At 66.1% G+C, this 22,033-nt stretch carries 19 protein-coding genes and 1 pseudogene; 8 read left to right on the plus strand and 12 right to left on the minus strand.

What is annotated here, in order from left to right; translation table 11 throughout:
* Position 1: 1 nt before the first annotated feature.
* The 3 genes from ACPTTC_RS19755 to ACPTTC_RS19765 all read right to left on the minus strand — a co-directional run bounded on the left by ACPTTC_RS19755 (position 2) and on the right by ACPTTC_RS19765 (position 2,083).
* A complete protein-coding gene (locus ACPTTC_RS19755; protein WP_423393575.1) occupies positions 2-757 on the minus strand; it encodes a hypothetical protein in 756 nt (251 codons plus the stop codon).
* A gap of 13 nt (positions 758-770) precedes the next feature.
* Positions 771-1,325: a M35 family metallo-endopeptidase gene (locus tag ACPTTC_RS19760; protein WP_423393576.1), complete on the minus strand. Its 555-nt coding sequence runs from the start codon at positions 1,323-1,325 to the stop codon at positions 771-773.
* Between the two features lie 197 nt (positions 1,326-1,522).
* The gene (locus tag ACPTTC_RS19765; protein ID WP_423393577.1) at positions 1,523-2,083 is read right to left on the minus strand and encodes a PAAR domain-containing protein; all 561 of its coding nucleotides are present in this window, start codon (positions 2,081-2,083) and stop codon (positions 1,523-1,525) included.
* A 409-nt stretch (positions 2,084-2,492) separates the two neighbouring features.
* Here ACPTTC_RS19765 and ACPTTC_RS19770 point away from each other — a divergent pair.
* A pseudogene (locus tag ACPTTC_RS19770) lies at positions 2,493-2,597 on the plus strand (hypothetical protein); the annotation flags it as partial.
* Positions 2,598-2,817: 220 nt separating this feature from the next.
* On the opposite strand, the gene ACPTTC_RS19775 reads toward ACPTTC_RS19770, so the two are convergent.
* Together ACPTTC_RS19775 and ceoR are read right to left on the minus strand one after the other, a co-directional pair.
* Entirely contained in the window at positions 2,818-3,111 is a 294-nt protein-coding gene (locus ACPTTC_RS19775) for a DUF4148 domain-containing protein (protein WP_226197457.1), read from the minus strand.
* Between the two features lie 467 nt (positions 3,112-3,578).
* On the minus strand, positions 3,579-4,583 hold the full coding sequence (gene ceoR, locus ACPTTC_RS19780) for a putative multidrug efflux transcriptional regulator CeoR (RefSeq protein ID WP_226197458.1): 1,005 nt from the start codon (positions 4,581-4,583) through the stop codon (positions 3,579-3,581).
* A 174-nt stretch (positions 4,584-4,757) separates the two neighbouring features.
* Between ceoR and ACPTTC_RS19785 the strand changes: the two genes are divergently transcribed.
* Genes ACPTTC_RS19785 through opcM form a run of 4 tightly spaced genes read left to right on the plus strand, consistent with a single transcriptional unit; the run spans position 4,758 to position 11,660 of the window.
* Positions 4,758-5,618: an alpha/beta hydrolase gene (locus ACPTTC_RS19785; protein ID WP_423393578.1), complete on the plus strand. Its 861-nt coding sequence runs from the start codon at positions 4,758-4,760 to the stop codon at positions 5,616-5,618.
* Positions 5,619-5,650: 32 nt separating this feature from the next.
* Positions 5,651-6,868, plus strand: coding sequence for a multidrug efflux RND transporter periplasmic adaptor subunit CeoA (gene ceoA / locus ACPTTC_RS19790; protein ID WP_423393579.1), 1,218 nt, complete (start codon positions 5,651-5,653; stop codon positions 6,866-6,868).
* 45 nt (positions 6,869-6,913) lie between these two features.
* Positions 6,914-10,114: a multidrug efflux RND transporter permease subunit CeoB gene (gene ceoB / locus ACPTTC_RS19795; RefSeq protein WP_226197459.1), complete on the plus strand. Its 3,201-nt coding sequence runs from the start codon at positions 6,914-6,916 to the stop codon at positions 10,112-10,114.
* A 10-nt stretch (positions 10,115-10,124) separates the two neighbouring features.
* A complete protein-coding gene (gene opcM / locus ACPTTC_RS19800; protein ID WP_423393580.1) occupies positions 10,125-11,660 on the plus strand; it encodes a multidrug efflux transporter outer membrane subunit OpcM in 1,536 nt (511 codons plus the stop codon).
* Positions 11,661-11,753: 93 nt separating this feature from the next.
* On the opposite strand, the gene ACPTTC_RS19805 is transcribed toward opcM, so the two are convergent.
* The gene (locus tag ACPTTC_RS19805; RefSeq protein ID WP_423393581.1) at positions 11,754-12,350 is read right to left on the minus strand and encodes a TetR/AcrR family transcriptional regulator; all 597 of its coding nucleotides are present in this window, start codon (positions 12,348-12,350) and stop codon (positions 11,754-11,756) included.
* 125 nt (positions 12,351-12,475) lie between these two features.
* On the opposite strand from ACPTTC_RS19805, the gene ACPTTC_RS19810 reads away from it, so the two are divergent.
* Positions 12,476-12,907, plus strand: coding sequence for a Tautomerase enzyme (locus tag ACPTTC_RS19810; RefSeq protein ID WP_175965037.1), 432 nt, complete (start codon positions 12,476-12,478; stop codon positions 12,905-12,907).
* 65 nt (positions 12,908-12,972) lie between these two features.
* Here ACPTTC_RS19810 and ACPTTC_RS19815 read toward each other — a convergent pair whose 3' ends face one another.
* Positions 12,973-13,863: a LysR family transcriptional regulator gene (locus ACPTTC_RS19815; RefSeq protein WP_423393582.1), complete on the minus strand. Its 891-nt coding sequence runs from the start codon at positions 13,861-13,863 to the stop codon at positions 12,973-12,975.
* 99 nt (positions 13,864-13,962) lie between these two features.
* Between ACPTTC_RS19815 and ACPTTC_RS19820 the strand changes: the two genes are divergently transcribed.
* Positions 13,963-14,403, plus strand: coding sequence for a PACE efflux transporter (locus ACPTTC_RS19820; RefSeq protein WP_423393583.1), 441 nt, complete (start codon positions 13,963-13,965; stop codon positions 14,401-14,403).
* A gap of 181 nt (positions 14,404-14,584) precedes the next feature.
* On the opposite strand, the gene ACPTTC_RS19825 is transcribed toward ACPTTC_RS19820, so the two are convergent.
* The 5 genes from ACPTTC_RS19825 to ACPTTC_RS19845 all read right to left on the minus strand — a co-directional run bounded on the left by ACPTTC_RS19825 (position 14,585) and on the right by ACPTTC_RS19845 (position 20,778).
* Entirely contained in the window at positions 14,585-15,436 is an 852-nt protein-coding gene (locus ACPTTC_RS19825) for an alpha/beta fold hydrolase (protein ID WP_166890034.1), read from the minus strand.
* 263 nt (positions 15,437-15,699) lie between these two features.
* Positions 15,700-16,029, minus strand: coding sequence for a DUF3579 domain-containing protein (locus ACPTTC_RS19830; RefSeq protein ID WP_423393584.1), 330 nt, complete (start codon positions 16,027-16,029; stop codon positions 15,700-15,702).
* Between the two features lie 22 nt (positions 16,030-16,051).
* Positions 16,052-17,413, minus strand: coding sequence for a sigma-54-dependent transcriptional regulator (locus tag ACPTTC_RS19835; protein ID WP_423393585.1), 1,362 nt, complete (start codon positions 17,411-17,413; stop codon positions 16,052-16,054).
* Entirely contained in the window at positions 17,403-19,286 is a 1,884-nt protein-coding gene (locus ACPTTC_RS19840; RefSeq protein ID WP_423393586.1) for a sensor histidine kinase, read from the minus strand. The genes ACPTTC_RS19835 and ACPTTC_RS19840 overlap by 11 nt, the downstream gene beginning before the upstream one ends.
* A gap of 127 nt (positions 19,287-19,413) precedes the next feature.
* Positions 19,414-20,778: a 2-hydroxycarboxylate transporter family protein gene (locus tag ACPTTC_RS19845; protein ID WP_175952536.1), complete on the minus strand. Its 1,365-nt coding sequence runs from the start codon at positions 20,776-20,778 to the stop codon at positions 19,414-19,416.
* 423 nt (positions 20,779-21,201) lie between these two features.
* Here ACPTTC_RS19845 and ACPTTC_RS19850 point away from each other — a divergent pair, with 423 nt between their 5' ends.
* A complete protein-coding gene (locus ACPTTC_RS19850; protein WP_175952535.1) occupies positions 21,202-22,032 on the plus strand; it encodes a MetQ/NlpA family ABC transporter substrate-binding protein in 831 nt (276 codons plus the stop codon).
* Position 22,033: the final 1 nt, after the last annotated feature.

The following is a 22,033-nucleotide window of genomic DNA, read 5'->3' on the forward strand; positions in this document are numbered from 1 at the left end:
ATCACCGTGTGGGCCGGGCGAGCTTGAGTTCGATTCGCGTATATTCAGGCCCCAATAGCTGCATGGTTGCAGTTTGACCGCGCTCATCCGTCATTCCGATGTATTGCGTTGCACTGGTGCTGATCCGATAGCAGATGCGTGCCAGCGGCTTCTTGTCGCCATCCAGTAAAAACAACGTTTGGTTCCGTGTTCGAGCGGTCCAGCGCTCGGACGTCACGAAACGTGCCTGTGCAGGTTCTCTGTCGTCATCGCATGTAAAGCGGTTCGAGCCGGGCGGGGGGCCGGGTGTCTCGGGTGTCACTGCATAACTGGCGACGCCCGGTGTGCCAGGTGAATTGCAGAGGCTCTGGCACCCTGCGGGCGGGCACTTGGGAACGAACTGGACCCAAAGCTGCTTTGCGTCGTCGGGATCGAGCTTGCCGTTCCGGCGCGACACGATTCGCTCGCCGACATGGATGTCGTCGGGCACCATGCCGAGTTGCACGAGGAATGATTTCATCTGTGCGCCGCGTTGTCGTGCGAGTTGAACCGGTTGTTTTTCCCAATCGTAGGCTGTCGCCTCAATCGATACTGAGGTGCCCTCGCGCGTCCACTCCTTGGCGGACAGGTAGTGTCTGACGACGGAGAGTCTGTCGCTGTTGCCGATTTCCACCGAATTCACCGGTAACTGCATGCTGTCGGTCAACATGATCTTGCATGCATCGGCTTGTATCGGGAGTGACAGGACGGCAGTCAGTGTGGCAATGGCATATCGCATGAGTCGCTCCGATCTAACGCGCCAGAATGAACCAGGCGATGTTGTCTGCGTTGCTGATCGCCATGTCCGGATAATGTCTCGCGAACTGGGCACAGGCCGTGCGGCCGTATGCCCCTGGATGGTCGCCCGCACCGAACGTGTCAGCAAAATGGGCGCATTCGTGAACGATGGTCAGTTGCTGCGAGGAGAGATTGCCGGCCGATCGCTCGGGTAGCGAGCAGAACGGGAGATTGATGGCAATGGTATGTGTCGCGGTGTCCGGACGGCAAACATGCGCAACCTCGGCGTCAAGATGCTTCATGTTCGGAAGGCATCCTGTCGCGCGGTCGGCATCGGAGCCGGTGCGAACGAAGTTTTCCGGGCCGAGGCCGGCCATCACGCTGGCAAGCGCGTCGAGTCCCGACGCCAGCCTGCGTCGAACATCGACATGGGATGAGCCGAACCATTCGATCACGCGTGCTTCCGTGGACGGCCACCATCGCGTCATTTCCAATTGGCGCTGCCGGGTGATCGCAACCGCATCGTCTCGCAATTCAAGCATCCGCTTCCGGAACGCTGAATCCGTCATGTTCGGACATATCGGCGGTCCGTCGAGTGATAGTGAGGTGGGGGCGCGGGAATCGGTTTTCGTATTGGTCGGTACGGTTGCGACTCGGATCCATTCCTCGTCATTCGCGGGATCGGAATTTCTAGGCGGCATCGGTTTTCCTGATGTAGGCGGGATGGCGTGGCGTGTGGCGGGGTGCATGCCCGGGCGCACGAGATTCAACGTGCCTGGATGTCCAGATGCAGCTTTCCGTAGCCAAAGGTGGTGACGCGTCGCGTCAGCCCGGCGTCGTCGGTCATGCCCTGGATGGTTGAGTGAGGGTTGGTGTCCGAAGTAATGCGATAGCGGACGTTTGCTAACGGGCGCCCGGTGATCTGGTCGATCAATTGAAACTGCTCGTCGTAGACCTCACCGGTGGAGGAAACTGCTTGGGAGGCCGTGGACAGATGGCTGGAGCCGAGGCCGTGTGCAAGAAAAATGCTTGAATCCTGCCCGGCCATGACACGGTTGCTTCCGCATGGGCACATCACCAGGTCGCCGTCGACGACGGCATCCCGTCCGTTCCCGAACAATCCTTTGCCAGTCCCGAAAATGCTGAAGCTTCCCTCGCAGTTGCCGCATGTCGCGCGATCTCCGTTGAGCGCGACATGCTTGCCATGGTCGAATATCGTGGAAGAGTGGGCAACGACGCGGCCACGAGTCGTCGTTCGATCACCGTCTCGAACGGCCGCTCGGTGTGTGTGGACGTTCCGTTCGCCGCTTTTGGATGACGCAGTCATATGAGCTCTCCATATGAACATCATTGGGAGTGCTCATGCTAAGTACCCGGTGCGGACAATGGAGTTGCCGAAAAGAATCGGGGCGACGGAGGAAGCTTGGGAAGTGTGAATAAAGGCGCGACAAGCCCCACACTTCCTCCAGCCAATAGGCATTTCTTTGCGAAACACGCGGTCTGGCGGAAGTCGAGATCGAGACGGCCTCGCATTGCCCGGAACGGTTGATCGGGGTCCCGCGAATACGTAAAACGCGATCAAACAGGCAACTTTTCCTGTGTCAATCGACGCGCCTCGCATGGCCAAGGTCAAGTCGCTGGAATTCGCTTGTTTAACGTCACAAATTGTGTCGCAGCGATCGCGGCTGCGGCTGTGTGTCTCAAGCGTTCGCGGGCCCCAGGCACTGCTCGGAGACGGCTTCGCCCCGGCGACCGAAAACCTGTATCGCGCGGGCAATCCGCTCGTTCAGGACATCGTGACGCACTGGGGCGAATGGCGCGACGGGGTGCCGCGCTGGTAAAGGCCGGGTGACGACCCAGCCGGCGATCAGTGTGCGTGCGGGGCCGAACGGAACGGCGTCCACACCGGCGTGGTGTCGTCCCAGTGATCGAGCGGCGAAGGAAGTTGATCGTTCATCATGTGCTCCTGCAATTCACTATCCAACTGACTGACTCGGCGAGTCGTCGATAGGGGAATCGCGACGCCGCGCACGGGGCAACCCGTTGCGCGGCGTTGCGCGTTTACCGGCCTCCGCCGGCGAGCTGGTTGCTTTCGGGCATCGAGCGATACGCCCCTTGTGCCAGTTCGAGCCCTTGCGGATACGAATTGGCCTTGCGCAGATACGCGAGCGTGCCGTCCTTGCGTGCTTGCTCGACTTCCGCGCTGACTTCGGCGCGCGTGCGCGGGCCGTAGTGCTGCGAGTACCACGACGTATTGCCGTAGTCGCCGGCATGCGGCGTACCCGAATCGGCGAAGGCCGGTGCGGACACGGCGAGCGTGAGGGCGAGGGCGGAGAGAAGATGGCGGCGGTTCATGGCGAAACTCCTGTGTCGATGTGAGTGAGCGCTTCAGCGCTGACTCGGATCCCGTGCAAGGCATTTCGGAGCTGGCGCCAGCGCGCTGACTCCGGTCCCATCAAGCGGGATCCGTTCGATGCGCAACGAGGTGCGCGACAGGGTTTACTCTAGGTATCTGTTCCGTCGCGATAAATGCGGCGGAGGCGAATTGAATTGTCGCGTCAGTGGAACAATCGACATCCGTACACCCGGCAGGGTTATGCGGAAATCGCTCGAACCCGCTTGCAGCGGGCCTCGCACGGGAGCGACGACGGTGCGCGGCGACGCACGCGGACGATTGCGTCGCATCGCACAAAGGTTCGCTGCGGATTCGGGAAGGATCGGGTGCGCCGGGCGGGAAACGGGGCACGGAGGCAGGGCAACGCGCGGGCCTCGCAGCCCGCGCGTGTCGTTCAGGTGCGCGATTCAGTCGCGCGGGTCGGACGTTACGCGACCCACTCGTTGATGACCGGCGTGTCGAGCGCCGGTGCGCGCTCGGCTTCCTCGAACGTGCGCTTGCTGCACGTCGCGTCGAGGCTGCCCTTGCCGCTCAGCAGCGGGCAGCGGTCGAACACTTCGGCGACCCAGTCGACAAACACGCGCACTTTCGGTGACAGATGACGGCTGTGCGGATACACGACCGAGATCGGCATCGGCAGCGGCTTGACGCCGGGCAGCACTTCCTTGAGCCGGCCTTCGCGCAGATGCGGCAGCACCATGAAGAGCGGCGGCTGGATCAGCCCGAAGCCTTCGAGCCCGCAGGTCACGTACGCATCCGCGTCGTTCACCGACACGATGCCTTCCATCTTCATCTCGACTTCCTTGCCTTCGATCAGGAACGTCCAGTCGATCGTGCGGCCGGTGCGGCTCGAGAAGTAGTTGACGGCCTTGTGCTGGTTCAGGTCGTCGATCGTCTGCGGCTCGCCGTGGCGCTCGAGATAGTCGGGCGACGCGACCGTCACGCATTCGAACAGGCCGACCCGGCGCGCGACGAGCGACGAGTCCTGCAGTGCGCCGACGCGGATCACGCAATCGACCCCTTCCTGCAGCAGGTCGACCGGCCGGTCGGACAGGCCGAGCTGCAGGTCGATGTCCGGATAGCGCGTATGAAATTCGCACAGCGACGGAATCACGAGCAGCCGTCCGATCGAACCCGGCATGTCGATACGCAACTTTCCGTGCGGCTTCCGGTTGTTCGCCTGGAAGCTCGCCTCGGTTTCCTCGACGTCCGCGAGGATCCGCACGCATCGTTCGTAGTACGCGGCGCCGTCCGGCGTGAGCGACAGCCGGCGGGTGGTCCGGTGCATCAGCCGCACACCGAGGAATGCTTCGAGATTCTGGATGATCGTCGTGACGGACGCTCGCGGCAAGCTGAGCGTTTCTGCTGCCTTGGTGAAGCTGCTTGTATCGACGACGCGAGTAAACACCTGCATGGCCTGAAGCCGGTCCATCACAACCTCCGCAATCTAATGAGCCTCCGGAACGACAAGGCTGCGCTACCTCGTGGGTAAACGCAGCCTCGGATTGTTCGGGGGCGTTGAATTGTGTTGCCGGATTATAGGCATTTATCCCAATGTCTGCCGGACCCAGAATTCGTTCCATCTCGAAATGGATCCTGCATCGTCATGGACGCTTCTGAATTCAGCAAATTCCTGAAAGCCGCTTTGCCCGCGCCAGCCACGGCGGGCGCGGCGCTGACGGTCGCCGAAGTGGAAATTCCCGGCTACGCGCAGGACATCGTGCTGCGCCTGTACCGCCGCCCGGACAAAACCGGGTTGCCGGTAGTGCTTTATTTCCACGGCGGCGGCTTCGTCCGCGGTTCGCTCGAAGACGCCGATTTCGCCGCGCGTTTTTTAGCAGAACGCTTACCAGCGCTCGTCGTGTCGGTCGATTATTCGCTCGCGCCGGCCTTTCCTTTTCCGGCCGCGCCGGAGGATGCGTATCGCGCCGCCGTGTGGGCCGCGACGCGCGCCCGCGCGTTCGGCGGCAACCCGAAGAAGATTGGTGTCGCGGGTCACGATGCGGGCGGCCAGCTCGCGAACTGCCTGGCATTCATCGCACGCGACCGCGGCGAAGTGTCGATCGCCGCGCAGGCGCTGTTCGGGCCGATGCTCGACCCGAGCATGACGCGCATCGGCGACGCCGAGCGCCTTGCATCGGACATCACCGCGCGCGAATGCGCGGCATGTTATCGCGCGTATCTGCCGCAGGCCGCGCAGCGCATGCACCCGTACGCGGCGCCGCTCGAATCGGTGCGCCTCGCGGGGCTGCCGCCGACGCTCGTCGTCACCGCGCAGAACGACGTGCTGCACGTCGAAGCGGAGAAATATGCGGGCTGCCTGATCTCGTCGGGCGTGCTCACGCAGGTGATCCGCTATCCGGACATCACGCACGCCGCGCTCGCGACGCACGAAGCCGCATTCGAGGAAGCCGTGCGCTTCTTCCAGTGCCGCTTCCAGGCGCGCCAGCCGAACCGTTCCGAATAACCAAAACCAATCCACGTTTACTGGAGATCCACATGGCCATCCTACGCACCTCCCGTTCCCGAATCGCGACAGCGGCGATCGTGACGCTCGCCGTCGTCGGCCTCGGAACGTTCGGCGCGATGCGCGTGAACGCAAACGCACCGGAGAAAGCGGCAGCACCGCTGCCCGAAGTCGACGTCGCGACCGTCGTGCCGCAGACCGTGACCGACTGGCAGAGTTATTCGGGCCGCCTCGAAGCGGTCGAGAAAGTCGACGTGCGCCCGCAAGTGTCGGGCACGATCGTCGCGGTGAACTTCAAGGACGGCGCGCTCGTGAAGAAGGGCGAAGTGCTGTTCGTGATCGACCCGCGCCCGTACCAGGCCGAAACCGATCGTGCGGCTGCGCAGCTCGCGGCCGCGCAGGCGCGCAACGGCTACGCGCAGACCGACTGGCAGCGCGCGCAGCGGCTGATCGGCGACAACGCGATCGCGAAACGCGACTACGACGAGAAGCAGAATGCGGCGCGCGAGGCGGCGGCGAACCTGAAGGCTGCCGAAGCGGCGCTGGAAACGGCGCGCATCAACCTCGGCTATACGCGGATCACCGCGCCGGTGTCGGGCCGCGTGTCGCGCGCGGAAATCACGCTCGGCAACGTCGTGTCGGCCGGTGCATCGGCCGCGCCGCTGACGACGCTGGTGTCGGTGTCGCCGATCTACGCATCGTTCGACGCGGACGAGCAGACCTATCTGCAATACATCAGCGGTGCGCGCAGTGGCCGCAAGGTGCCGGTCGAGCTCGGTCTCGCGAACGAAGCGGGCTACTCGCGCAGCGGCGAGATCGACTCGGTCGACAACCGGCTCGATACGTCGTCCGGCACGATCCGCGTGCGCGCGCGCTTCGACAACGCCGACGGCGCGCTCGTCCCGGGCCTCTACGCGCGTGTGAAGGTAGGCGGCAGCGCGCCGCACGAGGCACTGCTCGTCGACGACGCGGCGATCAACACCGACCAGGACAAGAAGTTCGTGTTCGTCGTCGACCAGCAGGGCCGCGTGTCGTACCGCGAAGTGCAGCAGGGGATGCAGCACGGCAACCAGCGCGTGATCGTGAGCGGGCTCTCCGCCGGCGATCGCGTGGTCGTGAACGGTACGCAGCGCGTGCGCCCCGGTGAACAGGTGAAGCCGCACATGGTCCCGATGACGGGCGGTGACGCACCGTCCGCGCCGCTCGCGAGCACCGCGAAGCCGGCCGCACCGGCGAAGGCGGATTCGTAAGCGGCCCGCCGCTTCATATCCGCGTTCAACCAGACAGAGCCACACATGAACATTTCAAAATTCTTTATCGACCGACCGATCTTTGCAGGAGTCCTATCGGTGATCATCCTGCTCGGCGGGGTGATCGCGATGTTCCTGCTGCCGATCTCGGAATATCCGGAAGTCGTGCCGCCTTCGGTGATCGTGAAGGCGCAGTATCCGGGCGCGAACCCGAAAGTGATCGCCGAGACGGTCGCGTCGCCGCTTGAAGAGCAGATCAACGGCGTCGAGGACATGCTCTACATGCAGTCGCAGGCGAACAGCGACGGCAACATGACGATCACCGTCACGTTCAAGCTCGGCACCGATCCGGACAAGGCCACGCAGCTCGTGCAGAACCGCGTGAACCAGGCGCTGCCGCGCCTGCCGGAAGACGTGCAGCGGCTCGGCATCACGACGGTGAAGAGCTCGCCGACGCTGACGATGGTGGTCCACCTGATCTCGCCGGACAACCGCTACGACATGACCTACCTGCGCAACTACGCGCTGATCAACGTGAAGGATCGCCTGTCGCGGATCCAGGGCGTCGGCCAGGTGCAGCTGTGGGGTTCCGGCGACTACGCGATGCGCGTGTGGCTCGATCCGCAGAAGGTCGCGCAGCGCGGGCTGTCGGCCGAGGACGTCGTGCAGGCGATCCGCGAGCAGAACGTGCAGGTCGCGGCCGGCGTGATCGGCGCATCGCCGTCGCTGCCGGGCACGCCGCTGCAGTTGTCGGTGAATGCGCGCGGCCGTCTGCAGACGGAAGACGAGTTCGGCGACATCGTCGTGAAGACGACGCCGGACGGCGGTGTCACGCACCTGCGCGACATCGCGCGGATCCAGCTCGACGCGTCGGAATACGGGCTGCGCTCGCTGCTCGACAACAAGCCGGCCGTCGCGATGGCGATCAACCAGTCGCCGGGCGCGAACTCGCTGCAGATCTCGGACGAAGTGCGCAAGACGATGGCCGAGCTCAAGCAGGACATGCCGGCGGGCGTCGACTACAAGATCGTCTATGACCCGACGCAGTTCGTGCGTTCGTCGATCAAGGCGGTCGTGCACACGCTGCTCGAAGCGATCGCGCTGGTCGTGATCGTCGTGATCGTGTTCCTGCAGACCTGGCGCGCGTCGCTGATTCCGCTGATCGCGGTGCCGGTGTCGATCATCGGCACGTTCTCGCTGCTGCTCGCGTTCGGGTATTCGATCAATGCGTTGTCGTTGTTCGGGATGGTGCTCGCGATCGGGATCGTGGTCGACGATGCGATCGTGGTGGTCGAGAACGTCGAGCGCAACATCGAAAGCGGGATGAACGCGCGGCAGGCGACCTACAAGGCGATGCAGGAAGTGAGCGGGCCGATCATCGCGATCGCGCTGACGCTCGTCGCCGTGTTCGTGCCGCTCGCGTTCATGTCGGGCCTGACCGGCCAGTTCTACAAGCAGTTCGCGATGACCATCGCGATCTCGACGGTGATCTCGGCGTTCAACTCGCTGACGCTGTCGCCGGCGCTGTCCGCGATCCTGCTGAAGGGCCATGGCGACAAGGAAGACTGGCTCACGCGCGTGATGAACCGCGTGCTCGGCGGCTTCTTCCGCGGCTTCAACAAGGTGTTCCATCGCGGTGCGGAGAACTATGGCCGCGGCGTGCGTGGCGTGCTGTCGCGCAAGACGCTGATGCTCGGCGTGTACCTCGTGCTGGTGGGCGCGACCGTGCTGGTGTCGAAGGTCGTGCCGGGCGGCTTCGTGCCCGCGCAGGACAAGGAGTACCTGATCGCGTTCGCGCAGCTGCCGAACGGCGCATCGCTCGACCGTACCGAGAAGGTGATCCGCGACATGGGCTCGATCGCGCTGAAGCAGCCGGGTGTCGAGAGCGCGGTGGCGTTCCCGGGGCTGTCGGTGAACGGCTTCACGAACAGCTCGAGCGCGGGCATCGTGTTCGTCACGCTGAAGCCGTTCTCCGAACGGCACGGCAAGGCGCTGTCGGCCGGTGCGATCGCCGGCGCGCTGAACCAGCAGTACGGCGCGATCAAGGACTCGTTCGTCGCGGTGTTCCCGCCGCCGCCGGTGCTCGGCCTCGGTACGCTCGGCGGTTTCAAGATGCAGATCGAGGATCGCGGCGCGGTCGGCTATGCGCGGCTTGCGGATGCATCCAACGACTTCATCAAGCGCGCGCAGCAGGCGCCTGAACTCGGCCCGTTGTTCACGAGCTACCAGATCAACGTGCCGCAGCTGAACGTCGATCTCGACCGCGTGAAGGCGAAGCAGCTCGGCGTGCCCGTGACCGACGTGTTCAACACGATGCAGGTGTATCTCGGCTCGCTGTACGTGAACGACTTCAACCGCTTCGGGCGCGTGTACCAGGTGCGCGTGCAGGCCGATGCGCCGTTCCGCCAGCGCGCGGACGACATCCTGCAGCTGAAGACGCGCAACGACAAGGGCGAGATGGTGCCGCTGTCGTCGCTCGTCACGGTGACGCCGACGTTCGGCCCGGAAATGGTCGTGCGCTACAACGGCTACACGGCGGCCGACATCAACGGCGGCCCGGCACCGGGCTTCTCGTCGGGCCAGGCGCAGGCCGCGATCGAGCGCATTGCGCACGAGACGCTGCCGCGCGGCGTGCGGTTCGAATGGACCGACCTCACGTACCAGCAGATTCTTGCCGGCGATTCGGCGATGTACGTGTTCCCGATCAGCGTGCTGCTCGTGTTCCTCGTGCTCGCTGCGTTGTACGAAAGCCTGACGCTGCCGCTCGCGGTGATCCTGATCGTGCCGATGAGCATTCTGTCGGCGCTGACGGGCGTGTGGCTCACGCAGGGCGACAACAACATCTTCACGCAGATCGGCCTGATGGTGCTGGTGGGGCTGTCGGCGAAGAACGCGATCCTGATCGTCGAATTCGCGCGTGAACTCGAACACGACGGCAGGACGCCGCTCGAGGCCGCGATCGAGGCAAGCCGGCTGCGGCTGCGCCCGATCCTGATGACGTCGATCGCCTTCATCATGGGCGTGGTGCCGCTCGTCACGTCGACGGGTGCCGGTTCGGAAATGCGCCATGCGATGGGTGTCGCGGTGTTCTTCGGGATGCTCGGCGTGACGCTGTTCGGGCTGATGCTGACGCCGGTGTTCTACGTCGTGCTGCGCACGCTCGCGGGCGGCAAGATTCACGTCGCGGGCAAGGACTCGGCCGGTTACGGCGTGACGGCCCCGGGCGTGCCGGCTTCGGATGCTTGAGGATAAGACGATGGACAACATGCACAACACGAATGGCCTGATGCGCTTCGCGAAGGTGGCGGCCGCGAGCACCCTGCTCGCGACGCTGCTTGCCGCGTGCGCGGTGGGCCCCGACTACAAGCGCCCGGATGCGCCGACGCCCGCCGCGTTCAAGGAAGCGCCGACGCTCGCCGCGGGCGAACAGGCCGGCACGTGGAAGACGGCCGAGCCGTCGGACGCCGAACATCGCGGCGAATGGTGGAAGGTGTTCGGCGACCCGGTGCTCGATTCGCTCGAGACGCAGGCGCTTGCCGCGAACCAGAACCTGAAGGCCGCGGCCGCGCGTGTCGAGGAAGCGCGCGCGGCGACGCGTACGGCGCGCTCGCAGTGGTTCCCGCAAGTCGGCGCCGGTTTCGGGCCGACGCGCGAAGGGCTGTCGTCGGCGTCGCAGTTCCAGCCGCAGGGCACCGGCCCGACCAATGCGACGCTGTGGCGCGCACAGGGCACGGTGTCGTACGAAGCCGACCTGTTCGGCCGAGTCGGCCGCAACGTCGAGGCGTCGCGCGCCGACCAGGCGCAGAGCGAAGCGCTGTTCCGTTCGGTGCAGCTCGCGCTGCAGGCGGACGTCGCGCAGAACTACTTCGAACTGCGTCAGCTCGATGCGGACCAGGACCTGTACCGCCGCACCGTGGATCTGCGCGAGCAGGCACTGAAGCTCGTGCAGCGCCGCTTCAACGAAGGTGACATCAGCGAACTCGACGTGTCGCGCGCGAAGAACGAGCTGGCCAGCGCACAGGCCGATGCGGTCGGCGTCGCGCGCCGGCGTGCGGCGTCCGAGCATGCGCTCGCGATCCTGCTCGGCAAGGCGCCGGCGGATTTCGGGTTCAAGGAGACGCCGATCGTGCCGGTCGCGGTGAAGATTCCGCCGGGCCTGCCGTCCGCACTGCTCGAGCGCCGCCCGGACGTGTCGGCGGCCGAGCGTGCGATGGCGGCCGCGAACGCGCGGATCGGCCTCGCGAAGTCCGCGTATTTCCCGAAGCTCGATATCACGGGCGCGTTCGGGTATGAAGCGTCGACGCTCGGCAACCTGTTCCTGTGGTCGAGCCGCACGTTCCTGCTCGGGCCGTTCGCCGGCACCGCGCTGACGCTGCCGCTGTTCGACGGCGGGCGCCGTGCGGCCGGCGTGCAGCAGGCGCGCGCGCAGTACGACGAACAGGTCGCGAACTACCGGCAGCAGGTGCTCGTCGCGTTCCGCGAGGTCGAGGACAATCTCGCCGACCTGCGCCTGCTCGACGATCAGATCCGCGCGCAGGATGCGGCCGTCAATGCGTCGCGCCGTGCGGCGACGTTGTCGCGCACGCAGTATCAGGAAGGCGAGGTTGCCTATCTCGACGTGATCGACAGCGAGCGCTCGGTGCTCCAGTCGCAACTGCAGGCGAACCAGTTGACCGGTGCGCAGGCCGTATCGACCGTGAACCTGATCCGCGCGTTGGGCGGCGGGTGGGGGGCGGCGCCGACGGCGGTCGGCGATGCGGCGTCCGTCAAGGCGGAGGTGGCCGCGCGTTGACGCGCCGGCCCGAGGCGGGCCGTTGCAACAAGTGGTCGATCGAAGCACCCCGATCCGTGGCGACGCGGATCGGGGTTTTTTGTTGGCGGCTGGTTACTTCTGTTGCTCGGGCTGCACGTCAGTGCGTTCGGCGATCGCCACCGCGTACCGGCCGACCGCATCGGCGATGCGCTGCGCCAGCTCGGGGTCGCGCACCGCGCGCGCGAGCGTGACCCCGCCCGACAGCAGCGCAAGGAGCGCGATCGCGCGGTCGTCGTCGGGTGGGTTGTCCATCCCGGCCGACACTTCGTCGACGATCTGTCGCAACGCGTGCGCGTATGCGTCGCGCGTTTCGTCGTCGGCGCGCATCACCTCCGGGGACAGGCTGGGCAGCGCGCAGCTTTCGCCGAGTTCGCACGTGCGCCGCGGGCCGAGGTAGAACGATACGAACGGGCGCCGCCAGCGCGCACCGTGCTCGGCCTTGAACGTCGCGACACCCTGCCGGAGCTGGTCGAGGCCATCGAGGACGACCTGCCGGAATGCTTCGCCCTTCGTCTTGAAATGGCCGTAGAACGCGCCGTTGGTGACACCCGCTGCCTTCGTCAGCGGACCGATGCCGGAACCGCCATACCCCTCCTGGCGGAACAGGCGGCTCGCGGCATCGAGGATGCGCGTGCGGGTTTCGTGCTTGTGCTCGACGGTATAACGCATGACAGGCTCGCTTCAGAGCGATCACTCTTTATCTTGCAAAGAGAGTGATCAGTGTCTATTGTATAGAGAGTGACTGATATTTATATCACGTCACCCAACCGATGACCTGACCAGGAGAAAGTGCGATGCCGATTACGCTGACAGTATCCGAAGGGGTTTTCACGCCGGACGACGAAGGGCCGGTGTTTGCCGAGTTGACCGATGCGTTGCTGGAAGTCGAGGGGTTGACCGGGAATGCGTTCCTGGCGCCGAACGTGGTGGGCACGCTCAACGTGCTGCCGCGGCACCGGACCTTCGTGCACGGGCGCGCGGAGCCTGCCGCGTTCGTCGAGCTGAAGCTGCCCGCGGTGGCGCTGGCGGCGCCCGACCGGCAGCGCCAATTCGTCGAACGGGCGACCGCGATCGTGCTGCGCCGTGCGGGCGGGCGGCTGACGCCTGCGCAAGTCTGGGTGAACGTCGTCCATGCGGTCGACGGTGGATGGGGCATTGCCGGACGACGCTACGACAACGCGGCGCTCGTCGATTCGATCCAGAGTGCGGCCGTGGCATCGCATTAACCGCAACTAACGGTCAAGCCGGGATGCGTTGACCGACGGCGTGGCGGCGTTCGCCACCACGCCGGTCATTTTCCATCGCCGGCAGACCGCAGCGCGCGGACCAGTTCGCTGGCCGCCTTGCCGAGCCCCGTGTGTTTCGGCCGGCGCAGGTAAACCGGCAGCGGCAGCCCGTTGCGGATGTTCGCGAACACGAGCGGCGCGAGTTCGCCGTCGGCGATGTATCGGCCGATCACGGAGGCCGGCAGGTTCGCCCAGCCATGACCGGCCTTCACCAGTGCGATCGCGGTCGCCATGTCGGTCACCTTCCACGTGCGGTTGCCGATCAGCGGCCGAATGTCGGTCAGCGGCCGCTCCGGATCGGCGATCACGATCTGCCGAAAGCCCGACAGCCGCTCGATCGCCTCGGGTTGCGCGCCTTCGACGATCGCCGGATGGCTCGGCGCGGCGACCGCGACGAGCGTCTCGGTCCACAGCGCATGAATTTGCTCCTGAGGATGAAGGTCGAGCCCGCAGTACGCCACGCAGAGATCGATGGCGGTGCGATGCAGCGCGTCGACGATCGCGTCCTGCGGCGCCGTGACGATGCTGATCGCGAGCGCCGGATACTTCGCGGCGACCGCCATCAGCGCGCGGGCGACGGGCGCCGGGTCGATTTCGGCCGCGACGCCGAGCCGCAGCGTGTCTTCGACGCCTTCCGACAGGTGCTGCGCGTGGGCGCGCAGCACCTGCAACTGCTCGGCGATCGAGCGTGCGTCGGGCAGCAGCGCGGCCATCGCGGCGGTCGGCGTCGGTTCGCGTGTGCCGCGATCGAACAGCACGAGGCCGAGTTCGGCCTCGAGGTTCGCGATCGCCATGCTGACCGCCGACGGCGTGCGGCCGAGTGCGCGCGCGGCTGCCGAGAACGAGCCTTTGTCGATGACGGTCAGCAGCATGTCGATGTGGTCGCTGGTCAGCATGCGAGGGCTTCCTGTCAGAAAAATTGAAAGGACCTGACTTTTGCGGACGTGCTACCCGCTGATAGTCTCGCCACCTTGTTCGATGGAAGGTGGATGGTCATGCAAGGGTGGAAGAGACGCATAGTCTACGTCGTGATGTTCGAGGTGCTCGGCATCCTGATCGCCTCGTCGGTGCTCGGCATGCTGAGCGGCGCGAGCGTGGCGACGAGCGGTGTGATGGGGGTGATGATCTCGACGACGGGCGTCACCGTCAATTTCCTGTACAACCTCGCGTTCGAGGCGTGGGAGCGGCGGCGTGCGGCGACGACGCGCACGGTTGGTCGCCGCGTGCTGCATGCGATCGGCTTCCAGGTCGCGCTCGTGACGTTCCTGATCCCGCTGATCGCGTGGTGGCTCGACGTGTCGCTGCTGCAGGCGTTCCTGTACGACGCCGTGCTGATCGTGTTCTTCCCGATCTTCACGTTCACGTACAACTGGGCGTTCGACAGCGTGTTCGGGTTGCCCGATGCGGTCACGCGCAAGGCGGAGCCGGCGGCGTGATGCGATGCGCCGCGCCGGTGTCCGGCACCCAGACGCGGACGCGGATCGTGCGGAGGTGTCTGGATCCGCGCGGCGGATGCGCCGGTGACGTGCGGCGGGCGACAGGAAAGCGATGCGGGGCGGGCCGCGCCGTTTCCGAATGAAGCAGGAAAACCGGGCGGAACGAACGCCGCCCGGGAAATTACGCGGCGACGAACTCGTGCACGAAGCGGTTGAACACGGCGGGGCTCGCGGCGTTCATCCCGTGCGACGCACCGGCGACGGTCTGCCGTTGCGCGTTGCCGATCCACTGCGACAGCGTGTCGACGTTGTTGCGGAACATCTTCGGGCTGCGCTGGCCGTCGATCAGCAGCGTGCGGCACGCGATGTCGCCGGCCGTGTGCTGCGAATACGCGGGCAGCGGGTCGCGCAACTGCTTCGGCAGCGTGCTCGCGTTGTCGATCGCCATCGTGCGGAAACGCGACGTGCTCTTCTTCCATGCGCCCGGCAGGCTCACGGAATCGACGAACATCTCGAGGCCCGATTCGACGTCGCCTTGCCCGATCAGGTTCACGGCCTTCGTGCGCAGCGCGATCGCGGCGGCCGGCAGCGCGGCTTCGCGCACGCCCGGCTGTTGCAGCGGGCCGCCCGGATCAGCGAGCGTCAGCGACTCGACGAGGTGCGGATGCTGGCGCGCCACGTTGAATGCGACGCTGCCGCCGCGCGAGTGGCCGACCAGGTGCACGGGGCCGAGATCGAGCGCATCGATGAATTCGGCGAGCTCGTCGACGTGGTTCTGCCAGCTGAACTCGTCCTGGATGCCCGCTTCGACGGCCGGCCAGTAATGGCTGAGGCTCGGCGCGATGCAGCGGTAGTGGGCCGACAGCGATGCGAGCTGCGGATCCCAGTAGCGGTAATCGCACAGCGAGCCGTGCACGAACACCATCGGCGCACCGCTGCCGCGCTCGACATACGGCAGGCTGATGCCTGACGAAAGCGTCGCAAATTGCAGGTCGGGGTTCGCGAGCACGGACGGCTCGATTCGCATGTTCATGACTGAAAGACTCAAAGGTGCGTCAACACGACGCAACTATGCATCACGGCGACCTGCAAGGAAAACGCATAATTTTCATCGTGACGATCAATTTTATTGATGGTTCGGCCGGAAACCCTTGTCGGAAGGGGACGGGTGTCGATGCTTTCAATCGTCTAACGGTGAGTCGCAGCGCCGGAATGGCCGAAAAAGGGCGTGCGGCGGCCTGCGCATCGCACCTTTGGAAAACGGGAAGCACGCGAGCCGCGAAAGCGGCCCGCGCGTCAGCGCACTGTCAATGCGGGCGCGCTCTGAAGCTCGACGGGGAGGTCGTTGTCGGCCGCGAACTGCATCGCGAAGTCGAATGCGTCCGCGCAGACGGTGCGCAGTTCGTCCGACACGAACAGGCATTTGACGCCGCCGTCGACGACGGGCATCGCGAGCCGCGACAGCGCGCACGGATAGCCGGGCCGCCGTTCGCCGACGAACAGCGTGATGACACCCGCGAGGCGCTCGGGCCAGTCGCTCGGGCGGAAGGTTTTCCGCGCGCGCGTGACGCCGCGGATCAGGTGGCCGGTGATGCGGCCTTGTTCGGTGACTTCGATGCGATCCATGCTGTGCGTGTCCTCGTTCGCGTCACTCGCCGCCATCGGCCGCCGCGTCGCCGCGCGCGGGAATCCGCAGGTTGCGCAGCTTGTGATAGAGCGTTTTCTTCGGCATCCCGAGCGCTTCGCTCGCCTCCGCGACGTTGCCGTTGTGACGCTGCAGCATGTCCTCGATCAGCATCCGTTCGAAATACGCGAGCTGTTCCGCGAGCGTGCCGCCCGCGGCCGGCGTGCCGCCGGACGACAGCAGGCTGTCGCCGGTCAGCCCGAGCACGAAGCGGTCGGCCACGTTCTGCAGCTCGCGCACGTTGCCGGGCCACGCGTGCGTCATCAGTTCGGATACCTGCGCAGCCGTGACGACCGGCGCCGGCTGCCCGAAGCGCCGCGCGGCCGCGAGCACGAAATGCTCGAACAGCAGCGGCACGTCCTCGCGCCGCTCGCGCAGCGGCGGCAGCTCGATCTGCGCGACGTTGAGGCGATACAGCAAGTCCGCGCGAAAGCGACCGTCGGCCGCGAGCTCGGCGAGATCGGCCTTTGACGCGGTGACCACGCGGCAGTCAACCGGAATCAGCTCGTTCGCGCCGAGCCGCTCGACCACGCGCTCCTGCAGCACGCGCAGCATCTTGACCTGCAGCGGAATCGGCATCGTCTCGATCTCGTCGAGGAACAGCGTGCCGCCGTCCGCCCATTCGATCTTGCCGATGCGCTTCTTGATCGCGCCGGTGAACGCGCCGGCTTCATGGCCGAACAGTTCGCTCTCGAACACCTGCTCGGGCAGGCCGCCGCAGTTCAGCGCGACGAAATGCGCGTCGCGCCGGCTGCCGAAGTCGTGCAGGCTGCGCGCGATCAGTTCCTTGCCGGTGCCCGTTTCGCCGGTGATCAGCACCGACACCGACGTATCGGCGAGGCGCAGGATCTTCTTGCGCACGTCGGCCATCGCGGGCGACTTGCCGAGCACGAACGCCTCGATGCCCTGCCAGTTGTTCAGCGCCGCGCGCAGGCCCTGCACCTCGAGCGTCAGGCGGCGCTTCTCGACCGCGCGCGCGACGCGCCCGGCGATCACGTCCGACGAAAACGGCTTCTCGATGAAGTCGTACGCGCCGACCTGCATCGCGCCGACGGCCGTCGAGATATCGGCATGGCCGCTGATCAGCACGACCGGGATCTGCGCGTCGATGGCCATCACGCGATCGAGCAGCTGCAGCCCGTCGATGCCCGGCATCCGCACGTCCGACACGATCACGACCGGCGCACCGGGCGCGACGTGATGCAGCGCGTCGGCGGCCGACGCGAACGCATCGACCGCGAAGCCGGCAAGCGCGACCGCCTGCTCGACGCCGATCCGGACGTTTTCATCGTCCTCGACGACCAGCACCCGAATCTCATCTTCCATGCTCTGTCCTTTGCAGCGTTGCCGCCGCGAATTCGATACTGAACTGCGCGCCGCCTTCGTCGCGGTTCGTCGCGGCGATCTTCGCGCCGAACGCCTCGACGATGCGCGACGTGATCGCGAGGCCGAGCCCGAGGCCCTGGCCGCGCGGCTTGGTCGTGACGAACGGCTCGAACAGGTGCGGCAGCACCTCGGGCGCGATGCCCGCGCCGCTGTCGGCGACGGTGAAACGCACGCGGCCGGCTTCGTCCGGCCCGGCGGCCTCGATGACGATGCGGCGCACGGGCGCGTCGTGCACCGCGTCGAGCGCGTTGCCGAGCAGGTTGACGATCACCTGCTGCAGCTGGCTCGACTCGGCCGCCACGGCGGTGCCGGGCGCGATGTTCACGTCGAGCCGCACGCCTTCGTCGCGGATCCGCGCGTCGTAGATGAGCCGTGCATGCGCGACGGCCTCGTTCAGCGAGACCGCGACGCGTTCGACGTCGGGCTTGCGCGCGAAGGTCTTCAGCTCGCCGGTGAGCACGGCCATGCTGTCGACGAGCTTGCCGATTCGCTCGAGATTGGCGAGCGCCGGCGCCGGCTGGCCGCGCTCGAAGAACGTGCGCGCGTTGTCGCACAGCGTGCGGATCGCGACGAGCGGCTGGTTCAGTTCGTGCGTGAGGCCGGCGGCCATCTGCCCGAGCACCGCGAGCTTGCCCGCGTGCACGACTTCCTGCTGCGATGCGCGCAGCCGCTGCTCGGTGCGCTCGCGCTCGACGATCTCGCGCTGCATCCGTTCGTTCGCGGCCGTCAGCGCGGCCGTGCGCTGCGCGACGGTCAGCTCGAGCTGGTCGTTCGCGCGCCGCAGCGCGTCCTGCGCGTTCAGCCGCGCGACGATCGCCCGGCGGCGCTGGATCGCGTAGCCGGCGAGCAGCACGGCGATCAGGAACGCGCCGGTGACGAACACGAAGGCCGTCTGCTGCTGGCGCCGCGCGCCCGCGATGTCGAGCAGCACCATCAGCGAATCGCCGGCCTGCGGCGCCGGGCGCGACATCACGAGATAGCGCGTGGTGCGGCCGCTGTGACGCGTATCGGGGAAGGTGCCGAACCACGCGGCCGCGCTGCGGTCGCCGATGCGGCGGTACGGCAGCGCGTCGACCGTGCGGCCCGCGTATTGCCGTGACGCCTGGATGTCATGCTGCTGCTGCGCGGTGATCGGGCGCAGCGCGGTGAATTTCCACGCGGGTTCGGTCGAGATCACGACCACGCCGTTGCTGTCGACGACCATCGCGGCGACGCCCGGCGCACGCCACGCCGATTCGAGCGGATCGACGCTGATCTTGACGGCGGCCACGCCGATCGGCACACCGTCGTCGCGCACCGCGCTGGCGAAGTAGACACCCGGCACGCCGGTGTTGGTGCCGATGCCGAAGAAGCGGCCGCTGCCGCGCGCGAGCGCGTCCTTGAAATACGGCCGGTACGACACGTTGGTGCCGACGAAGCTGAGCGTCTCGTTCCAGTTGCTGGCGGCGATCACGTCGCCCTGCAGGTCGATCACGTCGACCGCGCCGCTGCCCGCGTCGCGGTTCACGGCTTCGAGGTAGGTGTCGACCGTGTGCACGAGCTCGGGGGCGCTGTTCGGCGCGGCTTTCAGCATCGTGCGCACGCCGTCCTGACGCGCGACCAGGCCGGGCAGGATCTCGAAGCGGCCGAGTTCGCTTTTCAGGCTCGACGCATACAGGTCGAGCCGGTGCGCGCCGGCTTCCTCGAGCGCGTCGATCGCGCGTTCCCACGCGAAATCGACGGCCGCGGCTGCGACGCACATATACAGCACGCCGGCCGATGCCCAGCCCCACCACGGGATTCCCTTGAAGCTCTTCTGCACGTTCGCCCTCATCGAAGCCCGCAACCGTCCGCACGGCGGGACGCCCGACACGACGCCCTGAACGACGCGCGCCGCGCGCCGGCTGGGCCGGCGGCGGCGCGTGCGAAGCGGCCTGCGCGACGGTGCGCGCGGCGGCGCGTCATCCGAAGTGTGCGACCAGGATCAGCGTGACCGTGACGACGATCGCGCCGCCGATACGCGTCGCGATCTGCGCGAACGGCATCAGTTGCATCCGGTTCGCGGCAGTCAGGATCGCGACGTCGCCGGTGCCGCCTTGCCCGCTGTGGCAGGCGTTCACGATTGCGGTGTCGATAGGGTACATCTTCAACAGGCGGCCGACCACGAAACCGGTGCCCATCAGCGTCGCGACGGTCGACACGATCGTGACGACGTTGACGATCGTGAACGCGGCGGTCAGCTTGTCCCACGGCGTCATCGCGACGCCGATCGCGAACAGCAGCGGATACGTGACGGCGGTCGAGAAGAACTTGTAGACGACGAACGCGCCTTCCTGCAGCGGCGGCGACACCGCGCGCGCGAGCTTCACGAGCACCGCGAGGAACAGCATCGCGACCGGTGCGGGCAGGCCGAACAGCTTGTGCGCCATCAGGCCGACCAGGTACAGCGTGATGGCCGTGATGCCGGCGCCCGCGATGTGCGTGACGTCGACGTGGCCGCGAATCTCTTCGTTTTCCGGCGTCATGTCGCCGCTTTCGCCAACCTGCAGGCGGCCGTTGCCGGTCAGGTGCGGCAAGCGCTTGCCGAGCATGTCGAGCGCGCCCGACAGGATGATCGCGGTCAGGCTGCCGAGCATCACCGGCGGCAGCACCATCGCGAACATCTCGCCTTGCGGCAGGTGCATCAGTTCCGAATAGCCGATCGACAGCGGAATCGCGCCTTCGCCGACGCCGCCCGCCATGATCGGCACGACGATGTACAGCAGCGTGTGGCGCGCGCCGAGGCCGAGCGCGGTGCCGACCGCCGTGCCGACGATCGCCGCCGCGACCGAGCCGGCCGCGAGCGGGATGAAGATCTTCAGGAAACCCTGGATCAGCACGCGGCGATCCATGCTCAGGATGCTGCCGACGATGATCGACGCGATGAACAGGTACAGGAAGTTGGTCGACTTCGTGAATTCGACGGTGAGGTTCAGCACCGGCTTCGGCAGCACGTGGTAGTACGTGAGCGCCGACGGCACGAAGGTCGCGAAGATCGCGGCCGCGCCGATGTTGCGCAACAGCGGCAGGCGCTTGCCCAGTTCCGCGCAGGTGAAGCCGAAGAACGCAAGCACCGCGATCGCCATCGAGATCTCGCCGGGCACCTTGCCGGTCACCGAGAAGCCGACGATCAGCGCGAGCAGGATGAAGTAGACGGGCAGCGGAATGATGCCGATGCGGATTTCCATCAGTTTCCACCAGCCTTCCGGCCAGAAGCGCTCGCGCGGGGGGGCGACGGCGCCGGAAACCGGCTCCGGATGGGGCGGGGTATGGATAGAGGTCTGCAAGACGTGTCTCCTGATGTTGGAATGCCTGCATCGCTTCGCGGCATCGTGTGCCGTCTATTACGCAACCTCCGTGCCAGAAATTCTGGCCGGCCGGAATATTTTTAATGCATTGATTTGCAAGGGGTTTATTTCGTCTGCTGAATGAGGCGCTCGACCGGCTGGCCGAGATTTCGGAATTCGCCCGGCGCCCAGGCCGAGATTTCGGCCTGGCGCCGGGCCAGGCCCCCGATCCGGTGCGGCCGCCCGCCATATCGCCGCCCGCGATTTTCTTCGCACAATCGCTTCGTAGACCGTCCTCGCGCCGCTCTCTATCATCGGCTGATCCTTTTCCGACGCGTTTGACCTCGGTCCGGAGAACGCCCGTGCGTTCGCCGCGGCGTCGCTCATCCGTCGATACCGTCTTTGGACAGGAGAGTGGTTTCCATGCTGCATGCCGTTTTTTCCGCCCGCTTTTCCGCCGGCCGCGTCGCGCGTCTGCTGGCCGCCGCCCTGCTTGGCGTCGCGCTGCTCGATGGCGCGCACGCCGACACCGCGCCGCTGAAGGTCGGCATCTCGACCAGCCCGCAGATCGAAGCGCTGAAGGTCGCCGCGAAGGAGGCGAAAGCGCAGGGGCTCGACGTGAAGATCGTCGAATTCACCGACTGGAATACGCCGAACGCGGCGCTCGCGAACAAGGATATCGACGTCAACTACTTCCAGCACATCCCGTTCCTCGAGAACGCGAACCGGCAGGGCGGCTACAACTTCGTGTCGATCGCACCCGGCACGATCATGAAGATCGGCCTCTATTCGAAGAAGGTGAAAAGCTTCAGCGAGCTGAAGGACGGCGCGAAGGTCGCGATCGCGAACGATCCGGTGAACGGCGGGCGCGGGCTGTTGCTGCTGCAGCGCGCGGGGCTCATCACGCTGAAGCCGGGCGCCGACTACCGCGCGACGACGCACGATATCGTCGCGAACCCGAAGCACCTGAAGATCATCCCGCTCGAGGCGTCGCAGCTCGCGCGCTCGCTCGACGACGTCGATCTCGCGCAGGGCTACCCGAGCTTCATCAAGCTCGCCGGCACGACCGACCCGAACAGCGCGCTGCTGTTCGACGGCACCGAGAACAAGATCTTCGCGATCCAGTGGGTCGTGCGGCCGGACAGCGTGAACGATCCGCGCATCCGCAAGTTCATCGCGATCTACCAGCAGTCGCCGGCCGTGCGCCGTGCGCTCGACAACGCGTTCGGCTCGCTGTACGCGATCGCATGGTGAC

The organism is Burkholderia mycopellens, from assembly GCF_964265025.1.
Taxonomy (GTDB): Bacteria; Pseudomonadota; Gammaproteobacteria; order Burkholderiales; family Burkholderiaceae; genus Burkholderia.